General features: G+C 66.2%; 20 protein-coding genes and 1 tRNA gene. 19 read left to right on the top strand and 2 right to left on the bottom strand.

Annotated elements, in window-relative coordinates:
- Positions 1 to 87: 87 nt before the first annotated feature.
- On the top strand, positions 88 to 1335 hold the full coding sequence (locus tag E4M01_RS09515) for a glycosyltransferase (protein WP_135063081.1): 1248 nt from the start codon (positions 88 to 90) through the stop codon (positions 1333 to 1335).
- A 109-nt stretch (positions 1336 to 1444) separates the two neighbouring features.
- On the opposite strand, the gene E4M01_RS09510 is transcribed toward E4M01_RS09515, so the two are convergent.
- Positions 1445 to 1521, bottom strand: a tRNA-Asp gene (locus E4M01_RS09510).
- A gap of 87 nt (positions 1522 to 1608) precedes the next feature.
- Entirely contained in the window at positions 1609 to 3201 is a 1593-nt protein-coding gene (locus E4M01_RS09505) for an AbgT family transporter (RefSeq protein WP_135063083.1), read from the bottom strand.
- Positions 3202 to 3403: 202 nt separating this feature from the next.
- On the opposite strand from E4M01_RS09505, the gene E4M01_RS09500 reads away from it, so the two are divergent.
- The 18 genes from E4M01_RS09500 to nuoN all read left to right on the top strand — a co-directional run bounded on the left by E4M01_RS09500 (position 3404) and on the right by nuoN (position 19233).
- Entirely contained in the window at positions 3404 to 3781 is a 378-nt protein-coding gene (locus E4M01_RS09500; RefSeq protein WP_135063085.1) for an NADH-quinone oxidoreductase subunit A, read from the top strand.
- Complete coding sequence (locus E4M01_RS09495; protein WP_167765343.1) at positions 3751 to 4395, top strand: NADH-quinone oxidoreductase subunit B family protein; 645 nt, start codon at positions 3751 to 3753, stop codon at positions 4393 to 4395. The genes E4M01_RS09500 and E4M01_RS09495 overlap by 31 nt, the downstream gene beginning before the upstream one ends.
- Entirely contained in the window at positions 4392 to 5042 is a 651-nt protein-coding gene (locus tag E4M01_RS09490) for an NADH-quinone oxidoreductase subunit C (RefSeq protein ID WP_135063089.1), read from the top strand. The genes E4M01_RS09495 and E4M01_RS09490 overlap by 4 nt, the downstream gene beginning before the upstream one ends.
- 29 nt (positions 5043 to 5071) lie before the next feature.
- On the top strand, positions 5072 to 6301 hold the full coding sequence (locus E4M01_RS09485) for an NADH-quinone oxidoreductase subunit D (protein WP_245158248.1): 1230 nt from the start codon (positions 5072 to 5074) through the stop codon (positions 6299 to 6301).
- Positions 6298 to 6966 (top strand): NADH-quinone oxidoreductase subunit NuoE, encoded by a 669-nt coding sequence (gene nuoE / locus E4M01_RS09480; protein ID WP_135063093.1) that lies wholly within the window; start codon positions 6298 to 6300, stop codon positions 6964 to 6966. The genes E4M01_RS09485 and nuoE overlap by 4 nt, the downstream gene beginning before the upstream one ends.
- Complete coding sequence (locus E4M01_RS09475; protein WP_135063095.1) at positions 6966 to 7232, top strand: hypothetical protein; 267 nt, start codon at positions 6966 to 6968, stop codon at positions 7230 to 7232. Before nuoE ends, E4M01_RS09475 begins: the two co-directional genes overlap by 1 nt.
- Positions 7232 to 8545 (top strand): NADH-quinone oxidoreductase subunit NuoF, encoded by a 1314-nt coding sequence (gene nuoF, locus E4M01_RS09470; RefSeq protein ID WP_135063097.1) that lies wholly within the window; start codon positions 7232 to 7234, stop codon positions 8543 to 8545. Before E4M01_RS09475 ends, nuoF begins: the two co-directional genes overlap by 1 nt.
- Positions 8546 to 8548: 3 nt before the next feature.
- A complete protein-coding gene (locus E4M01_RS09465) occupies positions 8549 to 9046 on the top strand; it encodes a hypothetical protein (RefSeq protein ID WP_135063099.1) in 498 nt (165 codons plus the stop codon).
- On the top strand, positions 9046 to 11091 hold the full coding sequence (gene nuoG / locus E4M01_RS09460) for an NADH-quinone oxidoreductase subunit NuoG (RefSeq protein WP_135063101.1): 2046 nt from the start codon (positions 9046 to 9048) through the stop codon (positions 11089 to 11091). The genes E4M01_RS09465 and nuoG overlap by 1 nt, the downstream gene beginning before the upstream one ends.
- A 4-nt stretch (positions 11092 to 11095) precedes the next feature.
- The gene (locus tag E4M01_RS09455) at positions 11096 to 11386 is read left to right on the top strand and encodes a hypothetical protein (RefSeq protein WP_135063103.1); all 291 of its coding nucleotides are present in this window, start codon (positions 11096 to 11098) and stop codon (positions 11384 to 11386) included.
- A complete protein-coding gene (gene nuoH / locus E4M01_RS09450; RefSeq protein ID WP_135063105.1) occupies positions 11386 to 12450 on the top strand; it encodes an NADH-quinone oxidoreductase subunit NuoH in 1065 nt (354 codons plus the stop codon). The genes E4M01_RS09455 and nuoH overlap by 1 nt, the downstream gene beginning before the upstream one ends.
- Positions 12450 to 12650 (top strand): hypothetical protein, encoded by a 201-nt coding sequence (locus E4M01_RS09445; protein ID WP_135063107.1) that lies wholly within the window; start codon positions 12450 to 12452, stop codon positions 12648 to 12650. The genes nuoH and E4M01_RS09445 overlap by 1 nt, the downstream gene beginning before the upstream one ends.
- Positions 12650 to 13141, top strand: coding sequence for an NADH-quinone oxidoreductase subunit NuoI (gene nuoI / locus E4M01_RS09440; RefSeq protein WP_135063109.1), 492 nt, complete (start codon positions 12650 to 12652; stop codon positions 13139 to 13141). The genes E4M01_RS09445 and nuoI overlap by 1 nt, the downstream gene beginning before the upstream one ends.
- Positions 13142 to 13239: 98 nt before the next feature.
- Complete coding sequence (locus tag E4M01_RS09435; protein WP_135063111.1) at positions 13240 to 13866, top strand: NADH-quinone oxidoreductase subunit J; 627 nt, start codon at positions 13240 to 13242, stop codon at positions 13864 to 13866.
- Positions 13866 to 14174, top strand: a complete 309-nt coding sequence (gene nuoK / locus E4M01_RS09430) for an NADH-quinone oxidoreductase subunit NuoK (RefSeq protein ID WP_135063113.1) — start codon at positions 13866 to 13868, stop codon at positions 14172 to 14174. Before E4M01_RS09435 ends, nuoK begins: the two co-directional genes overlap by 1 nt.
- A gap of 8 nt (positions 14175 to 14182) precedes the next feature.
- Entirely contained in the window at positions 14183 to 16300 is a 2118-nt protein-coding gene (gene nuoL, locus E4M01_RS09425) for an NADH-quinone oxidoreductase subunit L (RefSeq protein WP_167765366.1), read from the top strand.
- Between the two features lie 4 nt (positions 16301 to 16304).
- The gene (locus E4M01_RS09420; RefSeq protein ID WP_135063117.1) at positions 16305 to 17783 is read left to right on the top strand and encodes an NADH-quinone oxidoreductase subunit M; all 1479 of its coding nucleotides are present in this window, start codon (positions 16305 to 16307) and stop codon (positions 17781 to 17783) included.
- Between the two features lie 7 nt (positions 17784 to 17790).
- A complete protein-coding gene (gene nuoN, locus E4M01_RS09415) occupies positions 17791 to 19233 on the top strand; it encodes an NADH-quinone oxidoreductase subunit NuoN (RefSeq protein ID WP_135063119.1) in 1443 nt (480 codons plus the stop codon).
- The last annotated feature ends 4 nt before the right edge of the window (positions 19234 to 19237 follow it).

Below are 19237 nucleotides of genomic sequence, written 5' to 3'. Positions count from 1 at the left end.
ATCATGACCTCCGCAACCAAGACGCGGCGACGCATCCAAAGACGTCGGTCAGGCGTTGCAGCCGCCGGACGTGACGGAACCCCGAACATGAGCATGACCGGTCTCGATGTGCAGGAAAGCGAGCTGCGCCTGATCCGCGACGAGGACGTGATCCAGACGCTGCGCGCTCTGAAGGTCGCCTCCGCAGTCGACGATCGACCGCGTCTGGTGGACACGACCATGCTGTTTGCGCCGCGCTCGGGCGGGGTGAAACGTTATCTGCTGTCCAAAAAGGCCTGGCTGGAAGCCAATCGGCCGGGCGTGGCCCACACGCTGATCGTCCCGGGCGCCACCCATAAGGCGGGATCAGACGGGGTGGTGCGGCTGCACGCCGCCAAGCTGCCGTTCGGCGACGGCTATCGCTGGCCTAGTTCGGTGCGCAAATGGGGCGCCTGGGTGGCGGCGGCCAAGCCCAGCATCATCGAGGCCGGTGATCCCTACACGCCTGGCCAGGGCGCCCTTGAGGCGGGTCAGCGCGCCGGCTGTCCCGTGGTCGGCTTCTGTCATTCGGACCCGGCCGGCCTGGCGGCGCTGCATTTCGGCGAATGGGCCAAGAAGCCGGTGGAAAAGCGCTGGGCCAAGCTGTTCGGCCAGTTCGATCGCGTGGTGTCGCCCAGCCGATTCATCGCGCGCCGGCTGGAGGAGGCCGGCGTCGGAAACATCGTCATTCGGCCGCTGGGCGTTGAGATCGACACCTTCCGGCCTGACCGCCGCGACCGAGAGTGGTTGTTAAAGAAGCTGGATCTGCCCGCCAGCGCGCGGCTGCTATGCTTCGCCGGCCGACCGGCCCGAGAGAAGAACATCGACGTGCTGATCGACGCGGTTCAGATGCTGGGCGATCCCTATCACCTGGTGCTGGTCGGAGCGGGCGCCGGCATGCCGGCCGAGGAGCGAGTGATCTCGCTGCCCTATGAAAAGGATCCGGCGCGGGTGGCGCGCATCATCGCCAGCTGCGACGCCTTTGTGCACGCCAATGACAAGGAGCCTTTCGGCCTCATCGTGCTGGAGGCCATGGCCTGCGGCCGGCCCGTGGTGGGCGTCAACGCCGGCGGCGTGGCCGAGACGGTCGACGAATCGGTGGGCCAGCTGTCGGCCAGCGCCGATCCGCGCGCCTATGCCGAGGCGGTCGCGGCCCTGTTCGAGCGCGACATCGACCTGATCGGGCGGAATGCGCGGGTGAAGACGGTCGAGCAGTTCGCCTGGAACCGCGTCTTCGAGGACCTGAGCATGGTCTATGGCGACCTTACGGGCCAGGCGGCCTTCGTGCAGCCGGGCGAGGCGTTGCCCGTTCAGTGATCCGCTGAGCGTAGAAACGAAAAGCGCGCGCCGATCACTCGGTGCGCGCTTTTTCGTAGGCGATTTGAGGAGGGAAGGGCAGTGCGCCATCCCTTCGTTTCGGAAGGAATGGCGCGAGTGACGGGGCTCGAACCCGCGACCTCCGGCGTGACAGGCCGGCACTCTAACCAACTGAGCTACACCCGCGTTTCCCGGCCGAAGCAGCGTTGCGCCCCAGCGAGGGGCGTCGTTTAGGCGGCGCCCCTTTTCACGTCAACACCCTTTTTCCCGAAATCACCGCACGGGTTGGACAGGGGCCGCCGGACCGACGGGATTGGCCGGCTGGACGGCCTCGGCGGGCGTGGGCATGATGTAGTGAACGCCTGCGCCAGGGCCCAGCGGAAGGTTCAGCGCCGCCCAGCTCGCGGTCAGGATCGAACCCACGATCAGGAAGGCGAGCGAGTAAGGCACCATCAGCGCCATCAGGCTGCCCAGACCGAACGTCTTGTCCCACCGCTGGCAGAAAGCCAGGACCAGCGGGAAATAGACCATCAGGGGCGTGACGATGTTGGTCACGGAATCGCCCATGCGGTAGGCGGCCGTCGTCATCTCGGGGCTGATTCCCAGCAGCATCAGCATGGGCACCAGGATCGGCGCCAGCAGCGCCCACTTGGCCGAGGCCGAGCCGACGAAGATGTTGATCAGGCCGCTGACGATGACGATGGCGAACAGCAGGCCGAAGGTGTTCAGGCCCGAGTTGCTGATCATCTCGGCGCCCGCGACGGCCATAATGGCCCCCAGGTTCGACCAGTTGAACATGGCCACGAAGTGGGCGGCGACGAAGGCCAGGACGACGTAGGGCGCCATGTCGGCCATGGCCTGGGTCGTCATCTTCACGATGTCGCGGTGCGACTTCACCGTGCCGGCGGCGACGCCATAGGCCACGCCGGTGGCCAGGAAGAGGGCGAAGAAGGCCGCCACCAGCGACTGATAGAAGGGCGCCAGCCGCTGAGCCGAGGTCTCGCCCTCCGGATCGAAAAGGGCCGCGCCGGGCGCGAGGGTCAGCCAGGCCCACACGCCGATGACCGCCAGCAGGGCCAGGCCAGCCCAAACCAGACCCTTGCGCTCGGGATTGGAAAGGTCGCCCTCGTCCAGCTTGACCGGGGCGTCCGCCGACGGTGTCCAGGCGCCCAGGCGCGGCTCGATGATGCGGTCGGTCACCCACCAGCCCAGCGGCACGAACATGCAGGTCATGGCGATGATGAACCACCAGTTGCCGGCTGGATTCATCTGCCAGGACGGATCGATCAGGTGCGCCGCTGTTTCGGTGATGCCCAGCAGCAGCACATCCAGCTGTCCCGGCATGATGTTGGCAGAAAAGGCGGCCGACACGCCGGCGAAGGCCGCCGAAATGCCGACGATCGGATGCCGTCCGGCCGCCGCGTAGAGCACGCCTGCCAGCGGCACGAGCACGACATAGCCGGCGTCCACCGCGTGGCTGCTAAGGATGGCGATGAAGATGATGATCGGCGTCAGCAACTTGGTCGGAGCCTTGCGCACCCCGGCGCGCATCGCGGCCGAGAACAGGCCGGTGCGCTCGGCCACCCCGGCCCCCAGCATGACCACCAGAACATAGCCCAGGGGCGGGAAGCCGGTCAGGGTGCGCGGCATCTCGACCAGCAGCTGGCGCATGTTGTCGGGCGACAGCAGATTCTGCGCCGTGATCGGCTCCTGCGTCACCGGATTGACCGTGGACCATCCCATCCAGGCGCCCAGCACGCTGATCGCCATCAGCAGGCCGATCAGCCAGACGAACAGGAAGACTGGGTCGGGCAGGCGATTGCCCGTGCGCTCGACGAAGTTCAGAAGTCGGGTGCCGACGCTCATCAAGAGACCCTCAAAACAGCTCTGCCGCATAGGGCAGGGCGAAGGCGCGGGCGGCAACCGCACAGGCCGCGACAAATTGGCCCGTCGAATTGCGAACCGTTCGCACAAAAACCTTTGCGCACATGGGTTTGAACCCCGGCGGGGTTGGGTCTAGAAAGCGCCGATTCCGCCATCCCTCCCTGGCGGACGAGGCTTGTCTCGAATGAACGAATTTCTGTTGGAATATCTGCCGATAGTGGTTTTCGCCGGGATCGCGACCGTGCTGGGCCTGGGATTCATCCTGGCCGCCTGGGTCATGGCTCCGAAGAACCCCGACGCCGAGAAGCTGTCGGCCTATGAGTGCGGCTTCAACGCCTTCGACGATGCGCGCATGAAGTTCGACGTGCGCTTCTATCTGGTTTCGATCCTGTTCATCATCTTCGACTTGGAAGTGGCGTTCCTGTTCCCGTGGGCGGTGTCGATGTTCGACCTGTCGCGCGGCGGAATGATCTTCGCCTTCTGGTCGATGATGATCTTCCTCGGCGTGCTGACCGTCGGGTTCCTCTACGAATGGAAGAAGGGAGCCCTGGAATGGGAGTGATCGCGCCTTCCACGCCCGTGCCGACCCTGCTGGGTCCCAACGGCTCGCCCCTGGCGCCCGCCGGCCAAAGCTATGGTTCCGGCGCGCGGTCGACCGTCGAGGGCTATGATCCCAAGATCCACGACAAGTTCTTCGAGGCGGTGAACACCGAACTGGGCGAGCGCGGCTTCCTGACCGCGTCGCTGGACGACGTCATCACCTGGGCGCGCACCGGCTCGCTGATGTGGATGACCTTCGGCCTGGCCTGCTGCGCCGTCGAGATGATCCAGATGTCGATGCCGCGCTTCGACGTCGAGCGTTTCGGCATGGCGCCGCGCGCCAGCCCGCGTCAGTCCGACCTGATGATTGTGGCCGGCACCCTGACCAACAAGATGGCTCCGGCGCTGCGCAAGGTCTACGACCAGATGCCGGACCCGCGCTACGTCGTGTCGATGGGCAGCTGCGCCAATGGCGGCGGCTATTATCACTACAGCTACAGCGTGGTGCGCGGCTGCGACCGGGTCGTGCCGGTCGACATCTATGTGCCTGGCTGCCCGCCGACAGCGGAAGCGCTGCTTTACGGGCTGCTGCAACTGCAGAAGAAGATCCGCCGCACGGGGACCATCGATCGATGAGCGTTCCGGTTTCCGGCCGCGCGGCCGACATCGCCGTGTCCGAGAGTGCCCTGACGCCGCTGGGCGCCGAGATGGTGGGCGCGCTGGGCGTCGAAGCGCAGGTCGCGTTCGGCGAACTGACCCTGATCGCGCCGCGGGAGCGGATCGTCGAGGTGCTGACGGCGCTGCGTGACCGCTTCGAGTTCCAGCAGCTGTTGGACGTGTGCGGCGTGGACTTCCCCGACCGCGCGGAGCGGTTCGAGGTGGTCTATCACCTGCTCAGCATGACCCGGAACGTGCGTCTGCGGGTCAAGGTCCTGACCGACGAGGTCAAGCCGGTGCCGACCGCTATCGGCGTTTATCCGGCGGCCGAGTGGTTCGAGCGCGAGGCGTTCGACATGTACGGCATGATCTTCTCGGGCCACCCCGACATGCGCCGCCTGCTGACCGACTATGGGTTCGAGGGGCATCCGCTGCGCAAGGACTTCCCGATGACGGGCTATGTCGAGGTCCGTTACGACGAAGAGCAGAAGCGGGTGGTCTATGAGCCCGTCAAACTGACCCAGGAATTCCGCAACTTCGACTTCCTGTCCCCGTGGGAGGGCGCGGAATATCCGCTGCCGCCGCTGCCGGGCGACGAGAAGGCCGAGGCGGGGAGCAAGGCCTGATGACCGACGTCGCAAATCCTTCGGCGGCCATGGACGTCGATCCGTTCGAACACGACGGCCGCACCGCGCATGCGCGCGAGATGGACGACCGCAAGTTCACCATCAACTTCGGCCCTCAGCACCCTGCCGCGCACGGCGTGCTGCGCCTGGTGCTGGAGCTGGATGGCGAGGTCGTGACGCGGGTCGATCCGCACATCGGCCTGCTGCACCGCGGCACCGAAAAGCTGATGGAGGCGCGCACATACCTCCAGAACGTGCCCTATCTGGACCGGCTGGACTATGTCTCGCCGATGAACCAGGAGCACGCCTTCTGCCTGGCCGTCGAGCGGCTGCTGGGCGTGGAGGTGCCGTATCGCGCCCAGCTGATCCGCGTGCTGTTCTCCGAGATCGGCCGCATCCTGTCGCACCTGCTGAACGTGACGACCCAGGCCATGGACGTCGGCGCCCTGACCCCGCCGCTCTGGGGCTTCGAGGAGCGCGAGAAGCTGATGGTCTTCTACGAGCGCGCCTGCGGGGCGCGCCTGCACGCCAACTACTTCCGGCCCGGCGGCGTGCACCAGGATCTGACGCCGCAGCTTGTCGACGACATCGCGCGTTGGTGCGAGGAGTTCCCGGCCGCGTTGCACGACATCGAGGCGCTGGTCACCGACAACCGCATCTTCAAGCAGCGCAACGTCGACATCGGCGTGGCCTCCAAGGAAGAGGCCCTGGCCTGGGGCTTCACCGGCGTGATGCTGCGCGGGTCCGACATCGCCTGGGACCTGCGCAAGTCGCAGCCCTACGAGTGCTACGCCGAGCTGGATTTCGACATCGCCGTCGGCAAGAACGGCGACTGCTGGGACCGCTATCTGGTGCGCATCGAAGAGATGAAGCAGTCGGTGCGGATCATGGAGCAGTGCATCCACCGTCTGCGCAACTGCCCCGGCGATCCGGTCATGGTCGAGGACAACAAGATCGTGCCGCCGCGTCGCGGCGAGATGAAGCGGTCGATGGAAGCCCTGATCCATCACTTCAAGCTGTACACCGAAGGCTTCCGCACGCCGGAAGGCGAGGTCTACGCAGCCGTCGAGGCGCCAAAGGGCGAGTTCGGCGTCTATGTGGTGTCCGACGGCACCAACAAGCCGTACCGGGTCAAGATTTCGGCCCCAGGTTTCCGCCACCTGCAGGCGATGGACTGGATGAACCGCGGCCACATGCTGGCCGACGTGTCCGCCATCCTCGGCTCGCTCGACATCGTTTTCGGAGAAGTGGACCGATGAGCGTTCGTCGTCTCGCCAAGGACCAGCCCGCCTCGTTCGCCTTTTCGGCCGACACCATGGCCAAGGCCGAATGGTGGATCGCCAAGTATCCGGCCGACCGCCGCCAGTCGGCGGTGATCCCGATCCTGTGGCTGGTCCAGAAGCAGGAAGGCTGGGTCTGCGAGCCCGCCATCCGCGCCATCGGCGACCTGTTGGGCATGCCGTTCATCCGCGTGCTGGAAGTCGCGACCTTTTACACGATGTTCATGCTTGAGCCGGTCGGCAAGGCCGCGCTGATCCAGGTGTGCGGCACCACGCCGTGCATGCTGCGCGGCTCGGGCGAGTTGATGAAGGTCTGCAAGTCCAAGATCGGTCCCAAGGACACGCTGTCGGCCGACGGCCGCTTCACCTGGCAGGAAGTCGAGTGCCTGGGCGCCTGCGCCAATGCGCCGATGGCCCAGATCAACGACTATTATTTCGAAGACCTGACGGCCGAGACCATGGCCCAGATCATCGACGATTTCGCCGCCGGCCAATCGCCCCAGCCGGGCAGCCGCGTGGGCCGCACCACGTCCGAGCCCGAGGGCGGCGCCCTGACGCTGACCGATCCTGCGCTGTACGACGGCTCGGCCGCCCAGCCGATCGCCAAACTGCCCAACAGCGAGCCCGCCAAGGAGCCCGCCTGATGTCTCGGCCGGACTTTAACGACGAAGACGCCGTGCGGGCCTATCGCAACGAGCTGCGCGCCGTTGGCCGGCGCGAGCGCCTGGCTGGCTTCGCCCTGGTTCTGATCGGCGCCCTGGCCATTCTGATGGTCGAGCGCGCCGGCTCCGCCGGTCCGACCGTGCAGTGGCTCGGCTACGCCAGCCTGGCCGTGGGCTGGGCGCTGATGCTGGCGGCGATCTTCAAGCGCACCCGTTATCACCGCCGTCGCATGCGTGAGGTCTCCTGATGGTCGGCATTCTTCAGGACAAGGACCGCATCTTCACCAACCTCTACGGCCTCCAGGACTGGACGCTGGACGGGGCGAAGACGCGCGGCGCGTGGAACGCCACCAAGGACATGCTCGACCTGGGTCGAGACTGGATCATCACCAACGTCAAGAACTCGGGCCTGCGCGGACGCGGCGGCGCGGGCTTCTCGACCGGGCTGAAGTGGTCCTTCATGCCCAAGGAGGTGAAGGACCGTCCGCACTATCTGGTCGTCAACGCCGACGAATCCGAGCCCGGGACCGCCAAGGACCGGGAGATCATGCGCAACGATCCGCAGCTGCTGATCGAGGGCTGCCTGATCGCCAGCTTCGCCATGCAGGCGCACGCCTGCTACATCTATCTGCGCGGCGAATATGTGCTGGAACGCGAGCGCATGGAGGCGGCGGTCAAGCAGGCCTATGAGGCCAAGCTGATCGGCAAGAACAACGTCCACGGCTGGGACTTCGACGTCTACATCCACCACGGCGCCGGCGCCTATATCTGCGGCGAAGAGACGGCCCTGCTGGAATCGCTGGAAGGCAAGAAGGGCCAGCCGCGCCTGAAGCCGCCGTTCCCCGCCGGCGCAGGCCTGTACGGTTGCCCGACCACGGTGAACAACGTCGAATCCATTGCCGTCGTCGGCACCATCCTGCGTCGCGGAGCCGAGTGGTTCGCGGGCTTCGGTCGTCCGAACAACACGGGCACCAAGCTGATGACCATAAGCGGCCACGTGAACCGGCCGTGCAATGTCGAAGAGGCCATGTCGATCCCGCTCAAGCAGCTGCTGGAAGAGCACTGCGGCGGCGTGCGCGGCGGCTGGGACAATCTGAAGGCCGTGATTCCGGGCGGATCGTCGGTGCCGCTGATCACGCGCGAGATGTCCGAGACGGCGCTGATGGACTTCGACAGCTTGCGTGAAATGCGCTCGGGCCTGGGGACGGCGGCGGTCATCGTCATGGACCAGTCGACCGACCTGGTGAAGGCGATCGCCCGCATCAGCTATTTCTACAAGCACGAGAGCTGCGGCCAGTGCACGCCGTGCCGCGAAGGCACTGGCTGGATGTGGCGCGTCCTCGAGCGGATGGCGATCGGGGAGGCGGATCCGTCCGAGATCGACCTGCTGCTGGACGTCGCCGGCCAGGTCGAGGGCCACACCATTTGCGCGCTGGGCGACGCGGCCGCCTGGCCGGTCCAGGGCCTGATCCGTCACTTCCGTCACGAGATCGAAGAGCGCATCGCCAACTACCGCAGCCACCGCGCGAACTTCGCCGGCCACGCGATCGCGGCGGAGTAGGGGATGCGCCTGACCCCGGTCATCGCGATCAGCCTGGTCTCCCTCGCCGCATGCGGCGAGCGGACCGATGTGGCTGCGCCCAGCCCGACCGAACAGGTCGCGGCCCAGGCGCCGTCGTCGGACGGCGTGACCGCTGCGCCGGTCGTGCTGAACGCCGATCAGCTGCGCCAGGTCTGCCGCGCCGCCCTGGCGGCCGTGCACGGCCAGGATCTGTCGGCCGTGCAGGTCGAGGGCCTGACCGGCCAGGTGGTCTCGCTGAGCTGGCGCGCGCCGGTCGACGGCGGGGTCAGCCGCGCCGAATGCCGGGTCGAGGGCGACGTCGCTGCCTGGCGTCTGACCAACACCGCCAATCCCGATCAGGGCCGCTGGATGAACCAGTCCGGCGACCCGGTGACCCGCTTCGCCCTGGACGGCGAGGCTGTCACCATCACCACGACACTCCCGGATGGGACGACCGCCACGGAACAGTACGCCGTGGCCGCTGAGCAAGAGGCCCGCTGATGCCCGTCGCCAAGGTCAACGGCGTAGAGACTGAGTTCGAGCCCGGCATGACCGTGCTCCAGGTCGCCGAGCGCGCCGGACACGAGATTCCGCGCTTCTGCTATCACGAGCGGCTGTCGATCGCCGGCAACTGCCGCATGTGCCTGGTCGAGGTGAAGCCCGGACCGCCCAAGCCGCAGGCGTCGTGCGCCCTGCCGGCCGCCGAGGGCCAGGAGATCTTCACCGACACGCCGATGGTCAAGAAGGCCCGCGAAGGGGTGATGGAGTTCCTGCTCATCAACCACCCGCTGGACTGCCCGATCTGCGACCAGGGCGGCGAATGCGACCTGCAGGATCAGGCCATGGGCTATGGCCGCGACGGCTCTCGCTATGCCGAGAACAAGCGCGCGGTCGAAGAAAAGAACATGGGTCCGACGGTGAAGACCTTTATGACGCGGTGCATCCAGTGCACCCGTTGTGTCCGCTTCATCACCGAGGTGGCGGGCGTGCCCGACATCGGCATGATCTCGCGCGGCGAGAGCGCCGAGATCACCACCTATCTGGAAAAGAACATCGACAGCGAGCTGTCGGGCAACGTCAATGATCTGTGCCCGGTCGGCGCCCTGACCCACCGGCCGTGGCAGTACCACTATCGCCCATGGGAGCTGAAGAAGACCGAGACCATCGACGTGATGGACGCGCTGGGGTCCAACATCCGCGCTGACAGTCGGGGCGCCGAGGTCATGCGCGTGCTGCCGCGCGTCAACGAGGGCATCAATGAAGAATGGCTGTCGGACCGCAGCCGCTATGCCGTCGACGGCCTGCAGGCGCGTCGCCTGGACCGGCCTTGGCTGCGCGAGAACGGCAAGCTGCGCCCGGCCTCGTGGGACGAGGCGCTGGCCGCGGTGGCGGAGCGTCTGAAGGTGGCGCCGGCGGACCGCATCGGCCTGGTGGCCGGCGACCTGCAGGACGCGGAATCGATGAAGGCGGCGCTGGACCTGTTCCGCGCCCTGGGCTCGGCCAATACGGACTGCCGTCAGGACGGCTCGGCGCTGGGCTATGGGCCGCGCGAAGGCTGGCTGATGAACTCGGGCATCGCCGGAATCGAGCATGCGGACGCCGTGCTGATCATCGGCGCCGATCCGCGCGTCGAGGCGCCGCTTCTGAACGCCCGTCTGCGCAAGGCCTGGCTGAAGGGAGGCGCCGAGATCGCCCTGATTGGCCAGCCGGTTGATCTCACCTATGTTTACAACTGGTTGGGGGCTGGAGCGAAGACTTTGGGCAAGCTGCCCAAGGCGACGTCGGACTGGCTGTCCAAGGCCGAGCGGCCTGCGATCATCGTCGGCGCCGGCGCGCTGGCGGGCGAGGGCGGGGCGGCGACGCTGAACACCATCGGCAAGCTGGCGGCCAAGCTGGGCGTGGTGACGGACGGCTGGAACGGCTTCAACGTGCTGCACACCGCCGCCGCGCGCGTGGGCGGCCTGGACATGGGCCTAGTGCCCGCCGAGGGCGGCCTGTCGGCGACCGACATGGTCAAGACCGGGGCGCTGGACGTGCTGTTCCTCCTGGGCGCCGACGAAATCGACGCCTCGGCCACCGGCGCCTTCAAGGTCTATCTGGGCAGCCACGGCGATCGCGGGGCGCACGGCGCCGACGTCATCCTGCCGGGCGCGGCCTATACCGAAAAGCCGGGCCTGTACGTCAACACCGAGGGCCGGGTGCAGATGGCCGATCGGGTCGTCTTCCCCAAGGGCGAGGCCAAGGAAGACTGGGCCATTATCCGCGCCCTGTCGGAGCGCGTGGGCCAGACCCTGCCGTACGACACGCTGGACCAGCTGCGCGCCAAGCTGATGGCCGATCACCCGACCTTCGGGCGCGTCGACTATCTGGCCTCGGCGGGAAACTTCGACGTGACGGCCCTGGGCGCCAAGGGCGAACTGGGCGAGCGCGACTTCGTCTCGCCGGTGCTCGACCCCTATCTGACCAACCCGATCGCGCGCGCCAGCGCGACCATGGCCGAACTGTCCGCCCAGCGCGTGCAGCCGGTCGCGATGGCGGCGGAGTAGGGCGATGACGCTGGGCGGTTTTCCTATCTATCTCTATGCACCGGTCGCCATCGCCTGCGTTCTCGGAGTTGTCATGACGATGCAGTTCGTCGCCTTGGCCAAGACAATGGGCATCAAGGCTGATGATCCCGCCGACTCCAAGCGCCTGAATGCCGCGCTGTTCGGGGGCGAGCAGCAACTCCATGATCTCGGCGTGCATCGTTCCGTGTGGATCATCCGGATCGCCTTCATCGTCGAGACAGCGTGCATCCTGCTGTTCATTTTCCTGATCCTGCGCGCGATCGAGGCCGTCTGATGGATTTCTGGACCACCCCTGTCGGCTGGACGCTCGCCACCATCGGCGGAATCCTGCTCGTCACCGTCGGCATCCTGATCTCGCTGGCCTTCCTGCTGCTGGCCGACCGCAAGATCTGGGCGGGCGTGCAGATGCGCAAAGGCCCCAATGTGGTCGGCCCGTTCGGCCTGCTGCAGTCCTTCGCCGACTTCTTCAAGTTCGTGCTGAAGGAGATCATCATCCCCGCCGGCGCGGACAAGGTGGTGTTCATCCTGGCGCCGCTGATCACCTTCATCCTGGCCTTCATTGCCTGGGCGGTGATCCCGTTCGCGCCGGGCTGGGTCATCTCGGACCTGAACGTCGGCATCCTGTACATCTTCGCGATCAGCTCGCTGGGCGTGTACGGCATCATCATGGGCGGCTGGGCTTCGAACTCGAAGTACCCGTTCCTGGGCTCACTGCGTTCTGCGGCGCAGATGGTGTCCTACGAGGTCTCGATCGGCCTGGTGATCATCAACGTCATCCTGCTGGCCGGGACGATGAACCTGACCGCCATCGTGACGCAGCAGCAGGGCTGGATCTGGAACTGGTTCGCCTTCGGCGGCGGCGCCGCGACCTGGCCCACCATCATCGTCATGTTCCCGATGGCGATCGTCTTCTTCATCTCGGCCCTCGCCGAGACCAACCGCCCGCCGTTCGACCTGCCCGAGGCCGAGTCCGAGCTCGTGGCCGGCTATCAGGTCGAGTACAGCTCGACGCCCTACCTGCTGTTCATGATCGGCGAGTACGCCAACATCGTCTTCATGTGCGCCATGATCAGCCTGCTGTTCTTCGGCGGCTGGCACCCGGGCTTCCCGACCGGCTTCCTGGACAGCTGGCCGACCTTCCTGGCCAACCTGTTCTATCTCGCCGTCTTCATGGGCAAGATCATCTTCTGGTTCATCATGATCGCCATGGTGAAGGCCTTCGTGCCGCGCTATCGCTATGACCAGCTGATGCGCCTGGGCTGGAAGATCTTCCTGCCGTCGTCGCTGGTGGCCGTGGTCATCGTCTCGGCCTGGCGCGTGTTCGCGGTGGGGGCGTGATGCGAGGTCTTTTCATCGGCCTGATGCTGACCGCGCCCGTGGCGGCGTGCGCGCCCTACGAGGCGCCGCCGGCGTCGGGCTATCAGTGGCAGCAGCGCCAGGACCGCATCGAACGCCAGTGGCGCGACGAGCAGGCCAAAAAGGCTCCGGCCCAGACTTCAACCCCGACCGCCGCTCCCCCGGCTGAGGAAACCGCGTGATGTTCACCCGTATCGTCCAGGCGACCAAGGGCGCGATGATGCTGGACGTCATCGGCGCCATCGGTCTGTCGCTGAAGTACATGGCGCGCCCCAAGGCGACCGTGAACTATCCGTTCGAGCGCAATCCGCAGTCGCCGCGTTTCCGGGGCGAGCATGCCCTGCGCCGCTATGCGAACGGCGAAGAGCGCTGCATCGCCTGCAAGCTGTGCGAGGCCATCTGCCCGGCGCAGGCCATCACCATCGAGGCCGAACCGCGCGTCGACGGCAGCCGCCGCACCACGCGCTACGACATCGACATGGTCAAATGCATCTACTGCGGCCTGTGCCAGGAGGCCTGCCCGGTGGACGCCATCGTGGAGGGCCCGAACTCGGAGTTCGCCGTCGAGACCCGCGAGGAGCTGCTCTATGACAAGCAGCGCCTGCTGGACAATGGCGACCGCTGGGAGCGGGTGATCGCGAAGAATCTGGAACTCGACGCTCCGTATCGCTAAACGGAGCGCCGATTCCGCAGGCGTCCCCGAAGGGGGCGCGAGTCAGGATGGTCAGGCTTCGGCCGGGCCAGGTTTTCAAAGGGGGCGACGTCCCGGCAATGCTGCAAGGCATAGCGTTCTATCTGCTGGCGGCCGTGGCCGTGGTTTCGGCCTTGCTGGTCGTGACCGCGCGCAACCCCGTGCACTCGGTGCTGTGGCTGATCCTGGCCTTCTTTTCGTCGGCGGGGCTGTTCGTGCTGCTGGGCGCGGAGTTCCTGGCGATGCTGCTGGTGGTCGTCTACGTCGGCGCCGTTGCGGTGCTGTTCCTGTTTGTCGTCATGATGCTGGACGTGGACTTCGTGCGTCTGCGCGAAGGCTGGGCCCGCTATCTGCCGATCGGCGCCATCGTGGCGGCCGTCCTGCTGATCGAGATGATCGTGATCTCGATGGCCGTGGTGCAGGGCGGCGCGGCGCGCGGCATCACCGAGCTGGCCGCGCCCAATGCCGAGCTGACCAACGTCCACGCCATCGGGCGGGTGCTCTATACGGACTACGTCTACTTCTTCCAGGCCGCCGGGATCGTGCTGCTGATCGCCATGATCGGCGCCATCACCCTGACGCTGCGGCACAAGCCGCACATCCGTCGCCAGGACCCGTCGGCCCAGGTCAACCGCGACCGTCGCACCGCCGTCGAAGTCAAATCGGCCCAGACCGGCCAGGGCGTCAGCCCTGAGGAGCTTCTGTAATGGACATCGGTCTGCCCCACTATCTGGCGGTCGCCGCCATCCTGTTCACCATCGGCGTGTTCGGCATCTTCGCGAACCGCAAGAACGTCATCATCATCCTGATGTCGGTCGAGCTGATCCTGCTGTCGGTGAACATCAACTTCGTCGCCTTCTCGGCCTATCTGAACGACATCGCCGGGCAGATCATGGCCATGTTCGTGCTGACCGTCGCCGCGGCCGAGGCCGCCGTCGGCCTGGCGATCCTGGTGACCTTCTTCCGTAACCGCGGCGACATCGCCGTGGACGACGCCTCGGTGATGAAGGGCTGATCGTGACCATCCAGCTTCTCGTCACCCTCGGAGTCTTCGCGCCCCTGCTGGGCGCGATGGTCGCCGGCTTCTTCGGCCGCCGCATCGGCAACGTCGCCTCGCAGGCCGTGACCACGGGCCTGTTGTTCTTCGCCTGCGCCGTGTCGTGGTTCGTGTTCATTCAGTGGACCTGGGGCGGGCTGGAAGCCTTCACCCTGCGCCTGCTGCCGTTCATCAACGTCGGCGACTTCCAGTCGACCTGGTCGATCCGCATCGACGCCCTGTCCGCGGTGATGCTGATCGTGGTGACCAGCGTGTCCTCGCTCGTGCACCTGTACAGCTGGGGCTATATGGCGGAGGACGACTCCAAGCCGCGCTTCTTCGCCTATCTGTCGCTGTTCACCTTCGCCATGCTGGCGCTCGTCACGGCCGCCGACTTCATGCAGCTGTTCTTCGGCTGGGAAGGCGTGGGCCTGGCGTCCTATCTGCTGATCGGCTTCTGGTACAAGAAGCCCACGGCGTCGGCCGCGGCCATCAAGGCCTTCGTGGTCAACCGGGTCGGCGACTTCGGCTTCGCGCTCGGCATCATCACCATCTTCTGGATGTTCGGCACGATCGACTTCGCCGAGCTGTTCCCGCTGATCGCCGAGCGCGCGGGCACGGGCTGGACCTTCCTGGGCCACACCTGGTCGGCCCTGGATCTGGCCGGCTTCCTGCTGTTCATCGGCGCCATGGGCAAGTCGGCGCAGTTCTTCCTGCACACCTGGCTGCCCGACGCCATGGAAGGCCCGACCCCGGTGTCGGCCCTGATCCACGCCGCAACCATGGTGACGGCCGGCGTCTACATGGTCTGCCTGCTGAGCCCGATCTACGAATACGCCCCTGTCGCCAGCCAGATCATCGCCATCATCGGCGCCATCACGGCCCTGTTCGCCGCCACGGTCGGCCTGACCCAGAACGACATCAAGCGGGTCATCGCCTATTCGACCTGTTCGCAGCTGGGCTACATGTTCTTCGCGGCGGGCGTCGGCGCCTATCAGGCCGCCATGTTCCACCTGTTCACCCACGCCTTCTTCAAGGCCCTGCTGTTCCTGGGCGCCGGCTCGGTGATCCATGGCATGCACCACGAGCAGGACATGCGGAAGATGGGCGGACTATGGAAGCTGCTGCCCGTGACCTATGCGGTCATGATGATCGGCACGATCGCCATCACCGGTCTGGGCATTCCGCAGCTGAAGTGGGGCTTCGCCGGCTTCTATTCCAAGGACTCGATCCTGGAGAGCGCCTTCGCTTCGGCCGGCTATAGCCCGGTGGGCCTGTTCGCCTTCTTCATCGGCCTCTTCGCCGCGGCGCTTACGGCCTACTATTCGTGGCGCCTGATCTTCATGACCTTCCACAACAAGCCGGTGTGGAAGGAGGACGAGCATCCGATCCATGACGCGGACGCCCACGCGCATCAGCCGGCCCAGCTGGAGACGCACGACGAGCCCCTGGCCGACGGCGCCCATCCGGCCCACGACGCGCCGGTGGCGGGCCACGCCCACGCTGAGCACGACGACCATCACCACCACGGCCCGCTGAAGCCGCACGAGAGCCCGTGGGTCATGCTGATCCCGCTGCTGCTGCTGTCGGTCGGCGCGATCGCGGCGGGCTTCGTCTTCTACGACAGCTTCGTCGGCCACCACGAAGCCGAGTTCTGGCGCGGGGCGATCTTCACCTCGGAAGCCAACCACGTGCTGCACGACAGCCACTATGTACCGGTCTGGGTGCTGTGGGCGCCGCTGGTCATGACGCTGGCGGGCACGCTGACGGCGCTGTGGATCTATGTCCTGCGCGAAGGCATGGGCCGCCGGATGGCCGAGCGGGGAGGGGCGATCTACGCCTTCCTCTACAACAAGTGGTATTTCGACGAGCTGTACGACTTCGTCTTCGTGCGCGGGACCAAGAAGATCGGCGACCTGTTCTGGAAGGTCGGCGACGTGAAGATCATCGACGGGCTGGGGCCGAACGGCGCCGCCTGGGCCTCGCTGAAATCCGCTGGACGACTGGCCAAGCTGCAGTCCGGCTACGTCTATCACTACGCCTTCGTGATGCTGCTGGGGGTGGCGGGTCTGCTCGCCTTCGCCATCGCGACGTGGGGAGCCTGATCCCGTGCCTCACATCCTGAGCCTCGTCACCTTCCTGCCGCTGCTGGGCGCCGCCGCCATTCTGGCCGCGCGGCTGCTGGGCAAGGGCGACGCCGCGCCGGCGGCGCGCTGGATCGCTCTGGGCACGACCCTGGTCGTGCTGGCCGTATCGGTCCTGCTGGTCGCCAGCTTCGATCCGTCGAACCCGGCCTATCAGTTCGTCGAACGCTACGTCTGGTTCGCCAGCGCCCAGTATCACCTGGGCGTGGACGGCATCTCGATCCTGTTCGTGCTGCTGACAGCCTTCCTGATGCCGCTGTGCATCATTGCCAGCTGGAAGACGATCACCGACCGCGTGGTCGAATATATGATCTGCTTCCTGGTGCTGGAGACGCTGGTCATCGGCGTCTTCACGGCGCTGGACCTGTTCCTGTTCTACATCTTCTTCGAAGGCACCCTGGTGCCGATGTTCCTGATCATCGGCATCTGGGGCGGGGCCAACCGGATCTACGCGGCCTACAAGTTCTTCCTCTACACCCTGCTGGGGTCGGTGCTGATGCTGCTGGCCATGCTGTGGATGGCCAATACGGCCGGCACCACCAGCATTCCGGCGCTGAAGGAATACGCCTTCTCGCCCCAGGCTCAGACGCTGCTGTGGCTGGCCTTCTTCGCCTCGTTCGCGGTGAAGATGCCGATGTGGCCGGTGCATACCTGGCTGCCCGACGCCCACGTTCAGGCCCCGACGGCGGGATCGGTCATCCTGGCCGGCATCCTGCTGAAGCTGGGCGGCTACGGCTTCATCCTGTTCAACCTGCCGATGTTCCCGCTGGCGTCGCAGATGTTCGCGCCCCTGGTCTTCACCCTGTCGGTGATCGCCATCGTCTACACCTCGCTGGTCGCCTTCCGGCAGACCGACATGAAGAAGCTGATCGCCTATTCGTCGGTCGCGCACATGGGCTTCGTCACCATGGGCATCTTCGCCGGCAACGAGCAGGGCGTGCAGGGCGCGGTGTTCCAGATGATCAGCCACGGTCTGATCTCGGGCGCGCTCTTCCTGTGCGTCGGCGTGGTCTATGACCGGATGCACACCCGCGAGATCGCCCAGTACGGCGGTCTGACCAGCCGGATGCCGTGGTATGCCGCCATCTTCCTGATGTTCACCATGGCCAACGTCGGTCTGCCCGGCACCTCGGGTTTCATCGGCGAGATCCTGACGATGACGGCGGTCTATGAGGTCTCGACCTGGACGGCGCTGGGCGCCGCGTCGGGCGTGATTTTCTCGGCGGTCTACGCCCTGACGCTGTACCGCAACGTCATGTTCGGCGAGATCACCAATCCGGCGATGAAGACCATCACCGACATCGACAAGCGCGAACTGTTGACCTTCGTGCCTCTGATCATCGGGACGATCTGGCTGGGCGTCTATCCGGCCGCCGTCCTCGACTACACCGGGCCCGCCGTCGAGGCCCTGACCAGCGCCTATCGCGCCGCGATCGGCGGGTGAGAGACTGATGCCTGACCTGTCCCAAGCCCTTCACCTCGCCGCTTCCGAGATCACCCTGGCCGTCGGGGCCCTGGTGCTGCTGATGGTCGGCGCCTTCTCCGGCGAGAAGTCCGCGCGCCTGATCTCGGGCGCGTCGATCCTGCTCCTGATCGCCGCCGCCGTGATCGCCGCCACCGGCCCGCTGGGCGCGGCCTTCAACGGCGCCTTCGTGGCCGATCCGCTGGCGGTGTTCGCCAAGGTGGTGATCTTCCTGAGCGCGGCCGTCGCTATCGTGCTGGGCGACGGCTGGATGCACCGCGAACGGATCGCCAAGTTCGAGTATCCGATCCTGATCGTGCTGGCCTCGGTCGGCATGTCGATGATGGCGTCGTCGGGTGACCTGATCTCGCTCTATGTCGGCATCGAGCTGCATTCGCTGGCCCTTTATGTGCTGGCCGCCTATCACCGCGACGACCTGAAGGCGTCGGAAGCGGGCCTGAAGTACTTCGTGCTGGGCGCGCTGTCGTCGGGGCTGTTGCTGTACGGCGCGAGCCTGGTCTACGGCTTCACCGGCTCGATGCGTTTCGACGAGATCGCGGCCTACGCCGCCGCCAACCCCGGTCCGGGCCTGATCTTCGGTCTGGTCTTCCTGATCTGCGGCCTGGCGTTCAAGGTCTCGGCCGCGCCGTTCCACATGTGGACGCCGGACGTCTATGAAGGCGCGCCGACGCCGGTCGTGGCCCTGTTCGCCACCGCGCCCAAGATGGCGGCCATGGTCCTGATCGCGCGCGTGCTGATCGACGGCTTCGCCGGCTCGCACGACCAGTGGGCGCAGGTGATCATTCTCATCTCGCTGATCAGCTTCGCCGTCGGCGCCTTCGGCGGCCTGGCGCAGAAGAACATCCAGCGCCTGCTGGCCTATTCGTCGATCGCCAACATCGGCTACGCCCTGCTGGGCATCGCCGCGGGCACGCAGCTGGGCCTGCAGGCCATGCTGATGTTCATGACGCTGTACGTCATCGACCAGCTGGGCTTCTTCGCCATCCTGTTGTCGCTGTCCAAGCGCGGCCGGCCGATCCGAAACATCGCCGACCTGGCCGGCCTGAAGAAGGACCGCCCGGTGACGGCCATTGCGCTCACGGTGCTGTCGCTGTCGGTGCTGGGCATGCCGCCTTTCGCCGGCTTCTGGGCCAAATACTACGTCTTCGGCGCAGCGGCCGACGCGGGCTACTGGATGGCCGGCGCCGCCGGTCTGGTGGCCTCGGTCGTGGCGGCCTTCTACTATCTGCGCATCATCAAGCTGATGTGGTTCGATCCCCCCGTGGACGAGGTCAAGACCGACGCCGCGCCGGTGGAGGCGAAGACGGTGGCGTTTGCGACGGCCGCCTTCTCCTTCCCGCTGGTGATCGTGGGTCTGATCTGGCTCGAGCCCCTGACGCGGGCGGCCGCGAGCGGCTTCGGAGGCGCGTAGGACG

Source organism: Brevundimonas sp. MF30-B (genome assembly GCF_004683885.1).
In the GTDB taxonomy this organism is placed as follows: domain Bacteria; phylum Pseudomonadota; class Alphaproteobacteria; order Caulobacterales; family Caulobacteraceae; genus Brevundimonas.
The sequence above is the reverse complement of the archived record's forward strand: the minus strand, read 5'-3'. Positions and strand labels throughout refer to the sequence as shown.

Coding starts and splice junctions, on each gene's coding strand:
- E4M01_RS09485 (WP_245158248.1), top strand. CDS start 5,072: ATGGACGTCGATCCGTTCGAACACGACGGCCGCACCGCGCATGCGCGC.
- E4M01_RS09445 (WP_135063107.1), top strand. CDS start 12,450: ATGCGAGGTCTTTTCATCGGCCTGATGCTGACCGCGCCCGTGGCGGCG.
- E4M01_RS09515 (WP_135063081.1), top strand. CDS start 88: ATGAGCATGACCGGTCTCGATGTGCAGGAAAGCGAGCTGCGCCTGATC.
- E4M01_RS09490 (WP_135063089.1), top strand. CDS start 4,392: ATGAGCGTTCCGGTTTCCGGCCGCGCGGCCGACATCGCCGTGTCCGAG.
- E4M01_RS09455 (WP_135063103.1), top strand. CDS start 11,096: ATGACGCTGGGCGGTTTTCCTATCTATCTCTATGCACCGGTCGCCATC.
- nuoF (WP_135063097.1), top strand. CDS start 7,232: ATGGTCGGCATTCTTCAGGACAAGGACCGCATCTTCACCAACCTCTAC.
- nuoE (WP_135063093.1), top strand. CDS start 6,298: ATGAGCGTTCGTCGTCTCGCCAAGGACCAGCCCGCCTCGTTCGCCTTT.
- nuoI (WP_135063109.1), top strand. CDS start 12,650: ATGTTCACCCGTATCGTCCAGGCGACCAAGGGCGCGATGATGCTGGAC.
- nuoH (WP_135063105.1), top strand. CDS start 11,386: ATGGATTTCTGGACCACCCCTGTCGGCTGGACGCTCGCCACCATCGGC.
- E4M01_RS09505 (WP_135063083.1), bottom strand. CDS start 3,201: ATGAGCGTCGGCACCCGACTTCTGAACTTCGTCGAGCGCACGGGCAAT.
- E4M01_RS09500 (WP_135063085.1), top strand. CDS start 3,404: ATGAACGAATTTCTGTTGGAATATCTGCCGATAGTGGTTTTCGCCGGG.
- nuoN (WP_135063119.1), top strand. CDS start 17,791: ATGCCTGACCTGTCCCAAGCCCTTCACCTCGCCGCTTCCGAGATCACC.
- E4M01_RS09465 (WP_135063099.1), top strand. CDS start 8,549: ATGCGCCTGACCCCGGTCATCGCGATCAGCCTGGTCTCCCTCGCCGCA.
- nuoK (WP_135063113.1), top strand. CDS start 13,866: ATGGACATCGGTCTGCCCCACTATCTGGCGGTCGCCGCCATCCTGTTC.
- E4M01_RS09435 (WP_135063111.1), top strand. CDS start 13,240: ATGCTGCAAGGCATAGCGTTCTATCTGCTGGCGGCCGTGGCCGTGGTT.
- nuoG (WP_135063101.1), top strand. CDS start 9,046: ATGCCCGTCGCCAAGGTCAACGGCGTAGAGACTGAGTTCGAGCCCGGC.
- E4M01_RS09475 (WP_135063095.1), top strand. CDS start 6,966: ATGTCTCGGCCGGACTTTAACGACGAAGACGCCGTGCGGGCCTATCGC.
- E4M01_RS09495 (WP_167765343.1), top strand. CDS start 3,751: ATGGAAGAAGGGAGCCCTGGAATGGGAGTGATCGCGCCTTCCACGCCC.